The following is a 15,651-nucleotide window of genomic DNA, read 5'->3' on the forward strand; positions in this document are numbered from 1 at the left end:
AGGGTAGGGTTGCTCATCTCAATCACCTTCGAGAGTGACTGGACGATGCAATCGGTCTCCATCTTTCTGATCGACGCCAACAAACTTTTCCGCGAAGGCATGAAGGCCCTCTTCTCGGAAGGGGAGTTCCGCATCACGAAAGAGGCCGCCAGTTTCAGCGACGTACCGCCGCCGGGCATGATGGAGGGCGACACGCCCGAACTCATCATGATGGACCCGGCTTCCGCCAACGGCACGGTTCAGGCCGTGACCGTCCTGCGGGAGCAGTATCCGACCGCGCGGCTCGTCCTTCTGGCCAGCCACCTCGACGCCCAGGAAATGGCCAACGCCATCCAGGCCGGCGCCGACGCCTTCCTGATGAAGGACATCTCCCCGGCCGCGCTGGCGCAGTCGCTGCGTCTGGTGATGATCGGCGAAAAGGTCTTCCCGACCCATCTCGCCGCCCTCCTCATCACCGGCAAGGCCGGCGCCAACACCAGCGCCAACGGCCCGACCGCGGCCAAGGGCCTGTCGCAGCGCGAGACGCAGATCCTGGAGCGCCTGCTGCAGGGTGACAGCAACAAGATGATCGCCAATCATCTGAACATCACCGAAGCGACGGTGAAGGTTCACCTGAAGAGCCTGCTGCGCAAGATCAACGCCTCCAACCGCACCCAGGCCGCCATCTGGGCGCTGGAGAACGGGTTCGGCGGCAAGGTCGAAAAGCCGATGGAAGCCGTCGCCTAAGGATCAGGACGCCGCGCCATCCCGGAATCCGGTGGCTTCGACGCCCGACCGTTGGAACGGTCAGGCTGGAAAAGTCAGAACGAAGCGGGTTCCGGGGCGGCCGCCCTGATCGGGGCGGTCGATCTCCAGCTTTCCGCCGAGCTGGCGCACCAGACCGTGCACCAGCGTCATGCCCATGCCCTGCCCCGACCCGGCGGGCTTCATGGTGCCGGCGCCGTCCGGCAGGCCGGCCCCGTCGTCGGTCACCGTCAGCCGGCGGTTGTCTCCGCAGGCTTCGAAGTGGACCGTCACCGTCCCCTGCTGTTGCGCGCCGAAGGCGTGCTTCAGGGCGTTCAGCACCAGCTCCGTCACGATCAGCCCCATGGACGAGGCCTGCGCGGCGGGCATCGGGATTCCGTGCGCGGCGTCGATGACCAGCGTGCAGCGGCCCGAATCGATGAAGGCGCCGGTCAGGCTTTCCCCCAGCCGTTGCAGATAGTCGGCCGCGTCGAGCGTGGCGAGGTCGTTGCGCGTCGCCTCGAACAGGCGGCGCTGCACCAGCGCCATCGCCTGGATTCGTGAGAAGGCCTGCTCCACCGCCTTGCGCGCCGCCGGGTCGGTGACTGTGGCCGTCTGCATCGACACCAGCCCGTGCAGAAGCTGGAAGCTGTTCATGATGCGGTGGCTCATCTCGTGGGCCACCAGCTCGCTGCGCCGGGCCTCGTCCAGCGCCGCGGCCAAGCCCTGCGCCGCCCGCTTTTCCGCGTCGATGTCGCTGACCACGGCGACCACGCCGGTGATCCGCCCGTCGCCGTCGCGCAGCGGGGCGGCCGACACGCGCGTCCAATGCTCCGTCCCGTCGGCGGCGCGGTGCAGGAAATCCATGCCGGGCACCACAATCTCGCCCCGCAGGGCGCGCGCGCCCGAGAAATCCTTGCGTTCGACCGGCCGCCCGTCGGGGTGGAAGGCGCGCCAACGCGACGCCTCCCGGTTGTCGGCGGAGGGCAGGGAGCCGTTGGTGTAGTCGCGCATCAGCCGGTTGTTGCGGGTGGTGCGGCCCTGCGTGTCGTAGACGGCGACGCCGACCGGCAGATGCTCCAGAACCGAGGACAGCAGCGCTTCGCTGGACTGGCGCTCGCGCTCCGTCCGGTCCCGCTCGATCAGCAGGGCGGCGGTGTGCGTCAGCAGATCCACCGTTTCCAGGTCCGGCGGGCCGGGGACGCAGGGGACGGCGTGGAAGATGGTGAAGGTGCCCAGGGTCGCGCCGCCGACCGCGCGGATCGGGGTGGACCAGCAGGCGGCGATGCCATGCTCGCGCGCCAGCGCCTGGTGGGGCGCCCAGTGCGGGTCCAGCGCGACGTTCTCGACCACCACCCGTTTTCCGCTGTGGGCGGCCTGACCGCAGGAGGGGGCTTGCGGGCCGATCGCCGATCCGTCCATCGCCCGCGCACAGGAGTCCGACAGGCCTGCGGCCACGCCGAAGCGCAGGGTGAGCCCGTCCTCGTTCACCAGGAAGATGGCCGCCCGCGCGCTGAGCTGCTCGGCGCCCGCCCGGACCAGCAGGGACAGCACCTCGTCCAGCCCGGCGCCGCCGATCGCCCGCTCCAGGGCGGTCTTCTGGGCGAGCAGCAGCTGTTCCGATCGTCGGACGCCGCCGCTGTCCCGCTCCGCCCCATGCTCGTCCACTGTGCCGTCGCCTTTGCGCTTGATGCCGCACCCCGCGGGGCCACGGCATGGTACGCGTCCACCCACAGCCGCGCCAGAGAATGCGGCTATGGCTTTGGTTGAACGCAAAATTCGTGCGGGAATGCCCGCGTCGGTCGGTGTCGTCAGTTGGTGTCTTCAGGGTAGGGGGGCGAGGTGCGCCAGGAGAACAGCGTCATCGCCCGGTAGCTCTGCTCCCCCGACAGGCCATAGGCCGGCTCCGTCGAGGCGACCAGTGCGCCGCTCCGGTTGTCGTAGGCGAAGGCGGAGAATTTCGCGACCGCCTGGTTCTCGGTGGAGCTGTAGACCGACGCCTCCGGCAGGGTGATCGTGCCGGGCAGGGTGATCGGGGGAATGCCCAGCACCGTCTTGCTCTGGTTCACCGACAGGGCGCCCAACCGGATCTCGATGATCGTGTCGGCGGCGGCCCGGTCGGGGACGAGGCGGATGCCCTGGCGCAGCAGCGATTCCTTGATCGCGCTGGCGGCGTATTTGGCGTCGGTGCCGTCGAAATTGCCGGTGTCCAGAAAGGCGCGCTTGTCCGCCGGCAGTTCCAGCCGCAGGCGGTTGGCGGCGTTGTCGGCGGCGCTGGAGATCAGGAGCTGTTCGGTGGCGGTCCGGGACGGAAGGCTTTCCTTCACATCGGTGCATCCGGCGGCCAGGGCCGCAGTGGCCGCCAGCGCTGCAAGGATCATCGGTCTGTTGCGGGGCATTCGGGTCCTCGTGCTTTTCGCCTCCGGCTTCTCAGGTTCGCCCGGTCCGGGCAAGGGAGAGATTTGGGACCAGTTCCGCACGCCGAACAAACGAAACGCGCCGGACAAAAAAAAGCCACGCACGGGAACCGCACGTGGCCTGAGTCTAGGGAGGAAACGCCCTATAGAGCGTGCTGCCGAGGCAGCAAAAGAAAGATAGGGCTGACGAGGCGTTCTGTCCAGGGGTTATGTAAACGTTTTCATCTCAACGACGCTTTCGCAGCGCTGTTACGCGGTCACCACGCTACTGACCGGACGCTTCAGGAACCGCAATGCGACCGCGGTGGTGACCGTCCCGGCGACCAGAGCCACGACGTAGCCCGCCAGATGGGTTACGGCGTTGGGGATGGGCAGGACGAAGATGCCGCCGTGCGGAACCTTCAACTCCGCCCCGATGCCCATGGAGATGGCCCCGGTCAGCGCCGCGCCGAGCACCAGCGCCGGGATGACGCGCAGCGGGTCGCGGGCGGCGAAGGGGATGGCGCCCTCGGTGATGAAGGCGATGCCCAGGATGCCCGCGGCGTTTCCGGCCTCCCGCTCCTCCCGGGTGAAGCGGTCGGCGAACAGCTTGGTGGCGAGCGCCAGGCCCAGCGGCGGCACCATGCCGGCGGCCATGGCGGCGGCCATCGGGGTGTAGACCTGGGAGGCGATCAGGCCGGTGGAGAAGGCGTAGGCGGCCTTGTTGACCGGACCGCCCATGTCGAAGGCCATCATCGCGCCGATCAGCAGGCCGAGCAGGATGGCGCTGCTGCCCTGCATGCCCTTGAGCCAAGCGCTCAGCGTCGCCAGGGCCTCCGCCACCGGGGCGCCGACCACGTAGATCATGGCGAGGCCGGTGACCAGTGAGCCGAACAGCGGCAGGATCAGCACCGGCTTCAGCCCCTCCAGATTCTTGTGCAGCCGGATGTTGCGGTTGAGGAAGCTGGTGGCGTAGCCGGCGATGAAGCCCGCGACGATGCCGCCGAGGAAGCCGGCGCCGAGGTTGGCGGCCAGGATGCCGCCGACCATGCCCGGCGTGATGCCCGGACGGTCGGCGATGGAAAAGGCAATGTAGCCGGCCAGCGCCGGAACCATCAGCGCGAAGGCGCCCTTGGCCCCGATCTGGAACAACGCGTTGCCCAGCGTGCCCTGCTGGCTGTCCTCGAACACGTAGATGCCGCCGAGCGCGAAGGCGATGGCGATCAGCAGGCCGCCGGTCACCACGAAGGGCAGCATGAAGGACACGCCGGTCATCAGATGCTTGTAGGGGCCGCTGCGCTGAGCCGCTACGTGCTCCGCCTTGGCGGCCTTGCCCGCCGCCACGCCGTCGGCCAGCGCCGGGGCGGTGCCGTGGGGCTGCGCCTCTGCCAGGGCGCGTTCGACCAGGGCGCGGCCGTCGTTGATGGCGGGCTTGGTGCCGCTCTTGAAGACGCGCTTGCCGGCGAAGCGGGCGAGGTCGACCTGCGTGTCGGCAGCGATCAGCACCACGTCGGCCTCGCGGATTTCCTGCTCGGTCAGCGTGTCGCGGGCGCCGACCGAGCCCTGGGTCTCGACCCGAACGGCGTGGCCCAGCGCCTGGGCGGCCTGCTGGATGCCCTCCGCCGCCATGAAGGTGTGGGCGATGCCGGTGGGGCAGGAGGTGATGGCGACGATCTTCTTCGTGCCCGCCTGTGCGGGAGCTTGGGCCGGGGCCTGGGCCGGGGCGGTCGCCAACGCCTGCTCCAGAACCGCCCGCGCGTCGCGCAGCACGGCATCGAGCGCCGCGGCGCTGCGCTTCAGCCCGGCGAAGCGCTCCTCGCCCAGATCGCCGGAGCCGACGAGGATGACCCCCTGCGCGCCCTGCGCCGCCCCGGTGGGCAGCGTGTTGCGGACGCCGAGGCTGGAGCGCACCTCCACCTGAATGGTGTGGCCGAGCGCCGTCGCGGCCTTGCGCAGCGCTTCGGCGGCCAGGACGGCCTGGGTGCTGAGATCGCCCGCCGCGATCACGGCCAGCATGTTCGCCATGGTTTCCTCCCGAGCGGTCGCCCGCTCCCCGTTCATTAAAGCGTTGAGAGTTCGACCTGTCCGGCCAGCGCGCGGACCGCGTCCGCCCCCGGCAGGTTGGGTCCGAAGCAGCCGAGCTTCGCCGTGGCGAAGGCCACGGACAGGCGGGCGATGCCCTCCAGCGGCGCGTCCGCGCCGAAGGCGGCGATCAGCCCCGCCACCATGGCGTCGCCGGCCCCCACCGTGCTCAGCGCGTTGACCGCCGGCAGCCGGGCGTGCAGCGCCGGGCCGTCGGCCACGAACAGCGCGCCGTCCGCTCCCAGCGACACCACGACCACCGCAACGCCGCACCGGTGCAGGCCGCGCGCCGCTGCCAGAAGGTCTTCGGTGTCGGGCAGGGGGGCGCCGGCCCAGGCTTCCAGCTCGTGCCGGTTCGGCTTGATGCAGAAGGGCAGGTCCGGGGCCGCCAGCGCCGCCGCCAGCGGCGGGCCGCTGCTGTCCAGAACCACGCGGGCGCCCTGGGCGCGCAGGTCCGCCGTCAGCGTCGCGTAGCTGTCCGCCGGCAGCCCGTCCGGCAGGCTTCCCGCCAGCAGGACCGGCGTGCCGGGCAGGACCAGCTCGCGCAGGGTGCGACGGACGCGGTCGAGCGCGTCGGCGTCGGCGTCGGCGGTCAGGCCGGGCAGGTTGAGGTCGGTGGTGTCGGCCGCGGCGAGGTCGGCGATCTTGACGTTGACGCGCGTCTCGCCGGGCAGCCGGACGAAGCGGTCGGCGATGCCCTTGGCGGCGAACAGCGCCTCGAAGGCCGCGGCGTTGCCGCTGCCCAGCAGGCCGGTGGCGACCACCGGCGTGCCCCAGTCGGCGAGGCAGCTCGCCACGTTCACGCCCTTGCCCCCGGCGTTGCGCCGCACGGCGCTTGCCCGGTGCACATGGCCGGGGCGCAGCGCCTCCACCGTGATGGTCTGGTCGATGGCCGGGTTCAGCGTGACGGTGACGACCGGCCGGATGTCTTCTCCGAGCGTGCTCATGCTTCGCCTCCGTCGAGCGCGCGCACCGCGTCGGCGGTCTCGCAGTCCAGCGCCCGTTGCGCGGCTTGCCGCAGGGCGGAGAGCTCGCTGCCGCGCAGCCGGTCCTTCACCGCGGGAATGTCGCGCGGCGTCATCGACAGCTCGCGCACGCCGAGCCCGGTCAGCAGCGCGGCGCCGAACGGGTCGCCGGCGATGCCGCCGCAGACGCCGACCCAGCGGCCGTGCCGCTCCGCCCCCTCCACCGTCAGGCGGATCAGCCGCAGGACGGCGGGGTGCAGGCTGTCGGCCTCCGCCGCAAGTTCGGGGTGCTGGCGGTCGATGGCCAGCGCGTACTGCGTCAGGTCGTTGGTGCCGATGGAGAAGAAATCGACATGGCGGGCCAGGACGTCGGCCTGGATGGCTGCCGCCGGAACCTCGACCATGATGCCCAGCGGCACGGCCGGGGCGTCCAGCTCCGCCCGGATGCGGTCGCAGGCGGCGCGCAGGGCCTGCACCTCGCCCAGCGCCGTGATCATCGGGAACATGATCGACAGATTTCCGCCGCCCTTGGCCCCGCCGTCCTTGGCGGCGCGGTAGAGGGCGCGGAGCTGCGTCTCCAGAAGCTCGGGCCTGCGCAGCAGCAGGCGGGCGCCGCGCACGCCGAGGAAGGGATTCTCCTCATGGGGAAGCTGAAGGTGCGGCACCTGCTTGTCGCCGCCGATGTCGAGCGCGCGGACGATCAGCGGACGGCCCTCCAGGGCGGTCAGCATGTCGCGGTAGGTCTCGTACTGCTCGTCCTCGCCGGGGGCGTCGCCGCGCTCCAGGAACAGGAACTCGGTGCGCATCAGACCGACGCTCTCCGCCCCCTGCGACAGGGCGACCGCCACCTGATCGGGGCGGTTGACGTTGGCGCCGATCTCCACCTCGTGGCCGTCGCGGGTGCGGGCGGGCAGGCCGCGCCGGGCCTCCTCCTCGGCCTTGCGGGCGTCCTCCCGCGCGATCCAGGCGCGGGCGTCGGCAATGTCGGCCTCGGCGGGGGACAGGTGCAAGCGCCCGGTCTGCCCGTCGAGGATGGCCGGGGTGCCGTTCGCCAGCTCCATCAGCGCCGCGCCGCCCGCCACCATCGCGGGAAGCCCCAGCGTGCGCGCCAGGATGGCGGTGTGGGAGGTCGGGCCGCCCTGCGCCGTCGCCAGCCCGATCACCCGCGCCATGTCCAGCGCCGCCGTGTCGGAGGGCGACAGGTCCTCGGCGATCAGGATGCAGGGGGTGTCCGGCAGGTCCGGCGCGCCGCCGGTGCGCAGCGCCGGGTCGATCCGCGCCAGGACGCGCTGGCCGACGTCGCGCAGGTCGGCGGCGCGGGCTGCCAGCACCGGGTTGTCGAGCGCGGCCAGCCCGGCGGCGGTGCGCTCCACCGCCCGATGCCAGGACCAGGCGACGCCGTGCCCCTCGACCATGAACTGGCAGGCCAGAGTCACGAGGTCGGTGTCGTTCAGGATTTCCGCCTGGGCGGTGAAGATCGCCGCTTCGGAAGGCCCGAGCCGGCGGGCGGTGTCGTCGGCCAGCGCCTTCAGATTTTGGCGGGTCAGGCTCAGCGCCTCGTGCAGGCGGTCGCCGCCCTCGATCAGGGGCACCGGCTCGTCGGGCACGGACACCGCGGCGCGCGGCAGCACATGCACCGGGCCGATGGCGAGGCCGGGGCTGGCGGCGATTCCCGGAACGGCGGGCAGCGGGTTCGGCGGCGTCCAGCCGCGCACAGGCGCGCGGGACTTCTGCGCGGCGGCGGCGGCGTCCGCCTTCTCCCGCGCGGTCAGGCGGGTGATGGTCGCCTTCATGCGAGCGAGCGCCGCCACGGCGTCCTCGCCCTCCGCCGAGACGACCACGCTGTCGCCGGCGCGCAGGCCGAGCTGGAGCAGCGCCACCAGCGCCTTGGCGTCGGCCACCAGATCGCCATGGCGGACCTGGATGCGGGCGGCCGACGCGCGCGCCGTCTCCACCCAGGCGGTGGCCGGGCGGGCGTGCAGGCCGGTGGGGTAGTCGACCACCCAGTCGAAGCGCTCCGCCAGATCGCCGCCCGGCGTGGTGGGGGCGGTCACGGGCGCGTCCTCGCTGAGGGCGGCGGCGAGGGCGGTGGGGTCGGTGACGGTGAACAGGGCGGTCAGCCGCGCCTCGTCCTGCATCAGCCGGGTCAGGCGGCGCAGCACGGCGATGTGGGCGTCGGACTGGGCGGCAATGGCGACCACCAGATGGGCCGTCTGGCCGGGATTCCATTCGATGCCGCCCGGCACCTGGAGGACGGCGATGCCGCTGCGGCGGACCAATCCGCGGTCCTCGACCATGCCGTGGGGAATGGCGACGCCGTGGCCGAGGAAGGTGTTCGCCACGGCTTCCCGGCGCAGCATGCTGGCGGCGTAGGCCGGGTCGATGCAACCGGCGGCGATCAGGAGCTGGGCGGCCTCGCGGATCGCCTCCTCCTTGCCGGCGGGACTGGCGTTCAGTCGCAGCAGATCGGGCCGCAGCAAATCGTTGGGCAGGCCGGTGGGCATGATGGCGGTGTTGGCGTCGGGGGCCATGGCGGGTCCGTCTCCTCCGTTCGGTGTGGCGCCGGGCGTTCTTGGGCGTCGTCCTTGCAGCGCTGTTATTGAAAACGATTACATCTGGCTCTGTCAACGGAGTTTGCATTGAATCCGCGGACTCCTTCGGGCAGACTGTGCCGTATGGGGCGGTTAAATAGCCCTAAGGGATGGAAACGATTTCAAAAACAGTTTCAAGACGGATCGGTGACCGGATCATCATGAGCGACAGCGCCAAAGCCATCGGAATCAAGGCGGTCGGAATCAAGGACGTCGCCCGCGAGGCCGGTGTCTCGGTCGCCACGGTGTCGCGGGTGCTGAGCAACGGCCCGGTCAGCGACGCGTTGCGCGCGCGGGTGGAGGATGCGGTGCGGGCCACCGGCTACCGCCCGAACCTGTCGGCGCGGCGGCTGCGCTCGCAGCATTCCCAGACCATCGGGCTGATCGTCTCGGACATCCGCAACCCCTTCTTCACCGCGGTCAGCCGCGCGGTGGAGGACGCCGCCTTCCAGGCCGGCATGCGGGTGATCCTGTGCAACACCGACGAGAACCCGGAGCGGGAGGCCATGTACCTGCGGCTGATGCAGGAGGAGCGGGTGACCGGCCTGATCTTCGCGCCGACCCGCGCGACGCTGGCCCAGCTCGACCGGACCGACCTCGATTTTCCCGTCGTGCTGATCGACCGCAGCGCGCCCGCCGGGCGGTTCGATTCGGTGGTTCTCGACAACCCGCAGGCCGCCGCCCTTCTGGTCGATCACCTGCATGGCCAGGGATACCGCCGCATCGCCGGCCTGTTCGGCAACACCAGCACCACGGCGGTGGAGCGCCACGCCGGCTATCAGGCGGCGCTGGCCGCCCACGGTCTGCACGCGGAGGCGCGCTTCGTCCCGCCGACGGCGGAGGCAGCGGAGGTGGAGATCGCCCGCTGGTTGGCGGAGGCGCGGCGCTCCGGCGCCATGCCGGACGCGGTGATGGTCAGCAACAGCCTGCTGCTGATGGGAGTGGTGAAGGCGACGCGGACGCTGGGGCTGACGATTCCCGGCGATCTGGCGGTGGCCGGCTTCGACAACGAGCCCTGGACGGAGCTGGTCGGCCCTGGCCTGACGGTGATCGAACAGCCGGTCCACGAGATCGGGCGCGCCGCCATGACGCTGCTGTTCGAACGGCTCGACGATCCGGAGCGGGCGACGCGCAAGGTGGTGCTGTCGGGGACCTGCGTGGCGCGGGGGTCGACGGGTGGGGTGGGGTGAGTGGTTGAATTGGGCCCCCACCCAACCCTCCCCCGCTTCGCAGGGGAGGGCTTTATCTCCTCCCCCTGCGAAGCGGGGGGAGGCCGGGAGGGGGCGCAACGCAGCCACTTTCCAAAAAACTACCCCCGCTTCCTCCGCCCCGGCGCCCGCGCCGGTTCCGGCACCGGGGCCAGCATCCCGGCGCTGACGAAGCTGCTGATTTCCGTGATGATCTCGTCCGGGTCGCCGGGGTTGCAGATGCCCGGCGCCAGCTCCTCCAGCCGGTGGGTGTCGGAGAAGGCGTAGAGATAGGCGCCGATCATCAGCGTCATCCGCCAGTAGACGTCCCGCTCCGACAGATGCGGCAACGCCTCCTTCAGCGCGGCGGCGAAGATGCGGGTCGAGGCGTCGTAGGCCTCGTTGCGCAGCTTGTAGGAAATCTCCGGCGGCTCGGTGTGCAGCCGGGCCTGGAGCCGCATGAAGGTCCGCCCCCCCTCCGTCTCGCGCATGGCGAGCGCCGGCATCAGGAAGGCGTAGACGATGTCGCGCACCGGCGGCGGCGCGGGGCCGCGGCGCAGCGCCTCCAGCCGCTCCATGCGCTCGTCGGCGATCTTCCGGCCGCGGCGCAGGAAGACCTCCTCGAACAGCCCGTGCTTGGACCCGAAATAGTAGCTGATGAGGGCCTGGGTCACCTCGGCCCGGTCGGCGACGTTGCGCAGGCTGGTGCCGGCGTAGCCGAGGTTGGCGAACTCCAGCTCCGCCGCGTCCAGGATCTGGTCGCGCACGTTGCTGGTGCCCTCCGGACGGCCCGGCCCGGCGCGGCGGCCGCGCGCGGGCCGGCCCCGCGCGGTGCTGCTCTCCGGCGCGGTGTCGGCGACGGGCGCGCTGTCCTGGACTTTGCTCATCGGTCGGCTCATTTCACTCCCGGCGGCACTCTTCGGATGGAAAGTCTAACATGGTGCAACGCCTGATCCTCTTTTCAACCCCGACCGCGTCTCACAAGGCGAGAATGCGCTCCGCCGGAACCACGTCGCCGTATTTCTGGCCGATGTCGAACAGGTTGGCCTCGTGCGGCGCCAGGGCGCGGTCGCCCACGCAATCGGCCATGACGACCGGGCGGAAGCCGTGGCACATGGCGTCCACCACGCTGGCCCGCACGCAGCCGCTCGTCGTCGCTCCGGCGATCAAAAGAGTCTCGACGCCGCGCTGTGTCAACCACGGCGCCAGCCCGGTCCCGAAAAAGGCCGAGGGAACCGTCTTGCGCACCACCAGCTCCCCCGGCACCGGAGTCAGCTCCGGCACGATGGCGCTGATGGCGGCGTGCTCGGTCAGGGTCTGCATGCCCGGCACCTTGATGGAGAAGACGTTCCCGTCCGACCCGTCGTCGGCGTAGACGATCCGGCTGTGGGCGACCGCCCAGGCCATGGCGCGGGCCTTCTCCAGCACCTGCGCGGTGCGGGCGATGGCCGGCGCGATGTTGCCGCCGCCGAACACCGCCGGGTCGGCGAAGCCGTTAACGAAATCGACGATCAGCAGCCCGATCCGGCCCTGGATGCCCAGCGCTTGGCCGAAGCCCTGCCGCTCGTAGACGGCCTGTTCCGAAACACTCATGCCAGTTCCTTTCCGGCCAGCAGCTTGCCCTCGCGGACGACCGCGCGCCCGTCCAGGCTGACGGTGCAGTTCCGCATGGGGATGTCGATGTGGCAGGCGGTGGTGCGCGACCCGCCCGCCTCGTTGTTGGGACCGAGCGAGAACAGGAAGTTCCCGGCGAAGGCCCGCGCGTCCATGCCCAGCGTCTGTTCCCGGTCGTAGAGGCCGAGCGTCGACCAGCGCGCCCGCTTCTGCGTGCCCCAGCCGATGTGGGAGATGGCGTAGGCCTCCGGGTCGGCGAAGGCGTCCATGTAGTCGTTCAGCAGGTCGGCGTCCAAACCGCCGGTGATGGCGGTGACGTAGCCCTTCTCCACCGTCATCTCGATCTGCGAGGTCAGGTAGGACTTCATCGGCAGGAGGATGTCGCCCTTGTCGAGCACGATCCGCCCGCTTGCCTGCCCCTCGTTGGGGAAGGTGAAGCCGAAGCCGCTCGGCCAATGGTCCCAGCGCCCCGGCTCGTCGACGAAGCCGTATTCCTGCACCGTGGGAAACTCCCCGATGGGCAGGCGCAGGTCGGTGCCGGCACGCGAGGTGACGTGCATCTCCTTCGCCGCCTTCAGCAGCGCCGTGGCCTCGCCCACCGTCGCCTTGTCCTCCAGGCTGGGCAGCAGGCGGACCAGCACCTCCGGCGGTTCGACGGCGAGCAGGATCTTGGTGCCGCTCTCCAGGATCTCCATCTGCTCCGGCGAGAAGAGGAGGGTCATCAGGTCCAGCACCAGATCGCTTTCCTTCAGCGCGGCCATGGCGGCGCGGTTTCCGGTCAGCGGGGTGGTGCCGAGATAGGCGAGGCTGTCGCGGCTGTGGGCGTGCTCCGCGTTCACCGGCGGCAGGTCCAGCCGGTTGACCCGCGCGCCCAAGTTCGAGGCGGCGATCAGGGCGGTGCGCAGGGTCTGCGGATGGGTGCCGTCGCTGGTCAGGACGGTGACCACCTCCTGCGGCTGCAGCTTCGACAGGGTCAGAACATGGGTCCAGGCGCGGACCATATCGGCGTCACTGACGGGCATGATGCGTGTCCCTTTCCGGATGGGCGGTCAGACGGCGGTGCCGAGGAAGGTGCCGAAGGCGCGGTAGAAGCCCTCTTCGTCGTCCCAGGGGATCATGTGGCCGGCCCCCTCGACGCGGGTGACGGCCAGCTCGGGCTGGAGCCGGCGGATTTCCGCCTCCTCCTCCGGCCGGATCACGTCGCCGCGCCCGGCGGCGATCAGCAGGGCCGGGCAGGGGATGCGCGGGAAATCCGCGTGGATGTCGTCGGTCTGGAAGTCGTTGAAGGCGGTGACGATGGCCCGCTCGTCGCAGGTGTGCAGCCATTCGGCGCGCAGGCGGAGTTGCTCGTCGGTCCAGGTCGGGCAGAAGGGCCGCATCGCCTCCAGGTCGGCGCCCTCGCGCATCAGGCGGATGGAGTCCACGTACCAGGGCAACTGCGCTGGGTAGGGGCGGCGGCTCGGCCCGGAGACCGGCGGATCGACCATGACCAGCCGCGCCGGGGCGGCGCTATGGCGGCTGACCGCGCGCAGGCCGATGCGGGCGCCCATGGAGTGGCCGACCAGCGCGTAGTCGCGCAGGTTCAGTGCCTCGGCGAAGGCCGTCACGTCGGCGGCCATGGCGTCCAGCCCGTAGTCGAGCGCGTCCGACGCCTCCGACAGGCCGCGCCCGCGCACGTCGAGCACGTAGGTGTCGAAGCTGCGCCCAAAGCGCTCCGCCACGAAGCCCCAGGTGACGGCGGGGCTGGTGATGCCCGGAACGATGACGACGGGACGGGTTTTCCCCTCGCCGCCGTAGCGCAGGTAATGCTGGCGGATGCCGTTGGCGCGGACGTTCGCGCCGTAGCGGTAGGTGTTGCTGGTCATGACATACCCCCGCTCAGTAGGCGCCGGAGAGCAGGGCGCCGGCCCCCGGAACGCGCGTCGGCAGGCCCAGCGCCTTCAGCTTGGCGTAGGTGGTGGCGACGGCGGCGCTCAGCACCGGCTTGCCGGTCATCGCCTCGACCTGCGCGATGGCGGGCAGCGACGGCATCTGGACGCAGGCCGACAGCACAACGGCGTCTACCCCGGCGGTGTCCATGCCGGCGACGATGCCCGGCAGGCGGGACGGGTCGTGGCGCCCGACCTCCAGATTGTCGGGGATTTCCAGCGCGCGCCAGTCGGCGACCTGCACGCCCTCATGCTCGATGTAATCGACCACGAGCTGCGCCAGCGGCTTCATGTAGGGGGCAACCAGGGCGATCTTCTTGGCGCCCAGCACGTGCAGCCCGTCGACGAGCGCGCCGGCGCTGGTGATGACCGGGGCCGTCCCGCCGTTCTCCGCGGTGCGCCCGTGCAGCCGCTCCTGCGAGACGCGGTGGTAGCCCTTGCCCATGCTCATGATCGCGACGAGGCAGGCGTAGCCCAGCACGTCGACGCGGGCGTCCGACAGCTCCAGCGCGCAACGGTCGGACTCGGCGTCCATGGCGGCGAGCTCCTCCTTCTTCACCGTCTTCATGCGCATGCGGCTGGAATGGAAGGTGAAGCGGGTGCCGTGCGCCAGCGCGTGGGCGGTCAGCATCGCCGGGATTTCGGTCTCCATGGTCGTGTTGGAGCTGGGGACGATCTGGCCGATGCGATAGGTCTTGTTGGTCATGGTCGGTCCTTGGAGATGTCTTCTGGCGGCTGGCCCCCACCCCGGCCCTCCCCCGCTCTCGCGGGAGAGGGTGCCTTCTGCGAAGCGGCGGCAGTCCCGGCCGGACCGTACCGTACCCGTACCGTACGGTAGGTAGGGAGGGGTAGGGTAGGGAGGGCATCACGCCACGAGGCGCGGCTTGTCGGAGAGGTTCGGGCGGAAGGCGCGGGCGTCGTACTGGTAGACCCAGTTGGCCTGGATGCCGGTGGCCTGCGGGTTGAACAGCCCGCGCAGCCAGTACATGAAGTCGCGCTTCGCCTGGGCCAGCGGGGAGGGCAGGTGGTAGGTCCGTCCGCGCTCCCGCGCCTCCAGCTGGACGCGGCTGGTGCGGGGAAGCCGCTCCGCCTCGTAGTCGCGCAGCGCCGAGGCGACGTCGCTGCCGTGCCCCTTCAGGGATTCGGCCAGCACATAGGCGTCCTCGATCGCCATGGCCGCCCCCTGCGAGAGGAAGGGCAGCATGGGGTGTGCTGCGTCGCCCATCAGCGTGATGCGGCCCTTCGACCAGCTCGTCATCGGGTCGCGGTCGAACAGGCCCCATTTGTAGACCTGATCCACCTTGCTGAAGAGTGTCTCCACGTTGCGGTGCCAGCCGCGGAAAGCGCCGAGCATCTCCTCCTTGCTGCTGGGGGCGTTCCAGGACTCCTCCACCCACTCCTTGGTCTCGGCGACCGCCACGATGTTCACGGCCTTGCCGCCGCGCACGTAGTAGGTCACGACGTGGCTGTGCGGCCCGAACCAGAAGGAGGCGTCGGGGCTGACGTAATCCACCACCCCGCCGGTCGGCACCACGGCGCGGTAGCACATGTGCCCGGTGAAGCGCGGCGCCTCCGGCCCGAACAGGGCGGAGCGCACGACGGAGCGCACGCCGTCGGCGCCGACGATCAGGTCGGCCTCGAACTCGCTGCCGTCGCTGAAGCTGGCGACCGCCGTGCTCTTGTCCTGGCGCACACCGGTGCAGCTCACCCCGAAGTTGGCGACGCTGTCCGGGACCAGCGAGGCCAGGATGGCGTGCAGGTCGGCCCGGTGGATATGGATGAAGGGCGCGTCGTAGAGCACCGGGCAGGTCTCGATCAGCGGCGTGCGGAAGCTCTCCCGCCCGCTGCGCCAGTTGCGCCCGACCAGCGATTGCGGCAGGAAGCCCGCGGCCAGCATCTTGTCGAGCAGACCCAGCGACTTGATGACCTTCACCGCGTTCGGCGTCATCTGGATGCCGGCGCCGATCTCGCCGAAGCCCGGCGCCCGCTCGAACAGGCGGACCTCGAAGCCGCGCTGGAGCAGGCTGCCGGCCAGCGCGACGCCGCCGATGCCGCCGCCGACGATGCCAATTCGCATGTTGGTTCGCACTCTTGCCTCCTGAAGGACGGCGACCGAGAATTGGTCGGTCGTTCGTTTAATTATTCGTGACACGGCCTTTCGCCGT

At 70.6% G+C, this 15,651-nt stretch carries 13 protein-coding genes; 2 read left to right on the top strand and 11 right to left on the bottom strand.

The window, feature by feature from the left end:
- Nucleotides 1–45: 45 nt before the first annotated feature.
- Complete coding sequence (locus ABAZ39_RS29485) at nt 46–726, top strand: LuxR C-terminal-related transcriptional regulator (protein ID WP_014200193.1); 681 nt, start codon at nt 46–48, stop codon at nt 724–726.
- A 60-nt stretch (nt 727–786) separates the two neighbouring features.
- On the opposite strand, the gene ABAZ39_RS33560 is transcribed toward ABAZ39_RS29485, so the two are convergent.
- The 5 genes from ABAZ39_RS33560 to ptsP all read right to left on the bottom strand — a co-directional run bounded on the left by ABAZ39_RS33560 (nt 787) and on the right by ptsP (nt 8,697).
- Nucleotides 787–2,391 (bottom strand): sensor histidine kinase, encoded by a 1,605-nt coding sequence (locus ABAZ39_RS33560; RefSeq protein WP_051658728.1) that lies wholly within the window; start codon nt 2,389–2,391, stop codon nt 787–789.
- A 143-nt stretch (nt 2,392–2,534) separates the two neighbouring features.
- Nucleotides 2,535–3,122 carry a DUF6655 family protein gene (locus ABAZ39_RS29495; protein ID WP_081863432.1) on the bottom strand — a complete coding sequence of 196 codons (588 nt, stop codon included), beginning with the start codon at nt 3,120–3,122 and terminating at the stop codon, nt 2,535–2,537.
- Nucleotides 3,123–3,389: 267 nt separating this feature from the next.
- Nucleotides 3,390–5,144 (bottom strand): fructose-specific PTS transporter subunit EIIC, encoded by a 1,755-nt coding sequence (locus tag ABAZ39_RS29500; RefSeq protein WP_040138345.1) that lies wholly within the window; start codon nt 5,142–5,144, stop codon nt 3,390–3,392.
- A 35-nt stretch (nt 5,145–5,179) separates the two neighbouring features.
- On the bottom strand, nt 5,180–6,148 hold the full coding sequence (pfkB, locus tag ABAZ39_RS29505; protein WP_040137886.1) for a 1-phosphofructokinase: 969 nt from the start codon (nt 6,146–6,148) through the stop codon (nt 5,180–5,182).
- On the bottom strand, nt 6,145–8,697 hold the full coding sequence (ptsP, locus tag ABAZ39_RS29510) for a phosphoenolpyruvate--protein phosphotransferase (protein ID WP_081863433.1): 2,553 nt from the start codon (nt 8,695–8,697) through the stop codon (nt 6,145–6,147). The genes pfkB and ptsP overlap by 4 nt, the downstream gene beginning before the upstream one ends.
- Before the next feature lie 221 nt (nt 8,698–8,918).
- Here ptsP and ABAZ39_RS29515 point away from each other — a divergent pair, with 221 nt between their 5' ends.
- Nucleotides 8,919–9,947 carry a LacI family DNA-binding transcriptional regulator gene (locus ABAZ39_RS29515; RefSeq protein WP_051658729.1) on the top strand — a complete coding sequence of 343 codons (1,029 nt, stop codon included), beginning with the start codon at nt 8,919–8,921 and terminating at the stop codon, nt 9,945–9,947.
- A gap of 119 nt (nt 9,948–10,066) precedes the next feature.
- Here the strand turns inward: ABAZ39_RS29515 and ABAZ39_RS29520 are convergent, their stop codons facing one another.
- The 6 genes from ABAZ39_RS29520 to ABAZ39_RS29545 all read right to left on the bottom strand — a co-directional run bounded on the left by ABAZ39_RS29520 (nt 10,067) and on the right by ABAZ39_RS29545 (nt 15,563).
- Nucleotides 10,067–10,831 (bottom strand): TetR/AcrR family transcriptional regulator, encoded by a 765-nt coding sequence (locus ABAZ39_RS29520; RefSeq protein ID WP_014200187.1) that lies wholly within the window; start codon nt 10,829–10,831, stop codon nt 10,067–10,069.
- A 91-nt stretch (nt 10,832–10,922) separates the two neighbouring features.
- Entirely contained in the window at nt 10,923–11,537 is a 615-nt protein-coding gene (locus ABAZ39_RS29525; protein WP_040137887.1) for an isochorismatase family protein, read from the bottom strand.
- On the bottom strand, nt 11,534–12,580 hold the full coding sequence (locus ABAZ39_RS29530; protein ID WP_040137888.1) for a 2,5-dihydroxypyridine 5,6-dioxygenase NicX family protein: 1,047 nt from the start codon (nt 12,578–12,580) through the stop codon (nt 11,534–11,536). The genes ABAZ39_RS29525 and ABAZ39_RS29530 overlap by 4 nt, the downstream gene beginning before the upstream one ends.
- A 27-nt stretch (nt 12,581–12,607) precedes the next feature.
- Nucleotides 12,608–13,423, bottom strand: coding sequence for an alpha/beta fold hydrolase (locus ABAZ39_RS29535; RefSeq protein ID WP_040137889.1), 816 nt, complete (start codon nt 13,421–13,423; stop codon nt 12,608–12,610).
- Nucleotides 13,424–13,436: 13 nt separating this feature from the next.
- Nucleotides 13,437–14,192 carry a maleate cis-trans isomerase family protein gene (locus ABAZ39_RS29540; RefSeq protein WP_040137890.1) on the bottom strand — a complete coding sequence of 252 codons (756 nt, stop codon included), beginning with the start codon at nt 14,190–14,192 and terminating at the stop codon, nt 13,437–13,439.
- A 159-nt stretch (nt 14,193–14,351) separates the two neighbouring features.
- Nucleotides 14,352–15,563 carry an FAD-dependent monooxygenase gene (locus tag ABAZ39_RS29545; protein ID WP_040137891.1) on the bottom strand — a complete coding sequence of 404 codons (1,212 nt, stop codon included), beginning with the start codon at nt 15,561–15,563 and terminating at the stop codon, nt 14,352–14,354.
- Nucleotides 15,564–15,651: the final 88 nt, after the last annotated feature.

This window comes from Azospirillum argentinense, from assembly GCF_000632475.1.
Classification (GTDB): Bacteria; Pseudomonadota; Alphaproteobacteria; order Azospirillales; family Azospirillaceae; genus Azospirillum; species Azospirillum baldaniorum.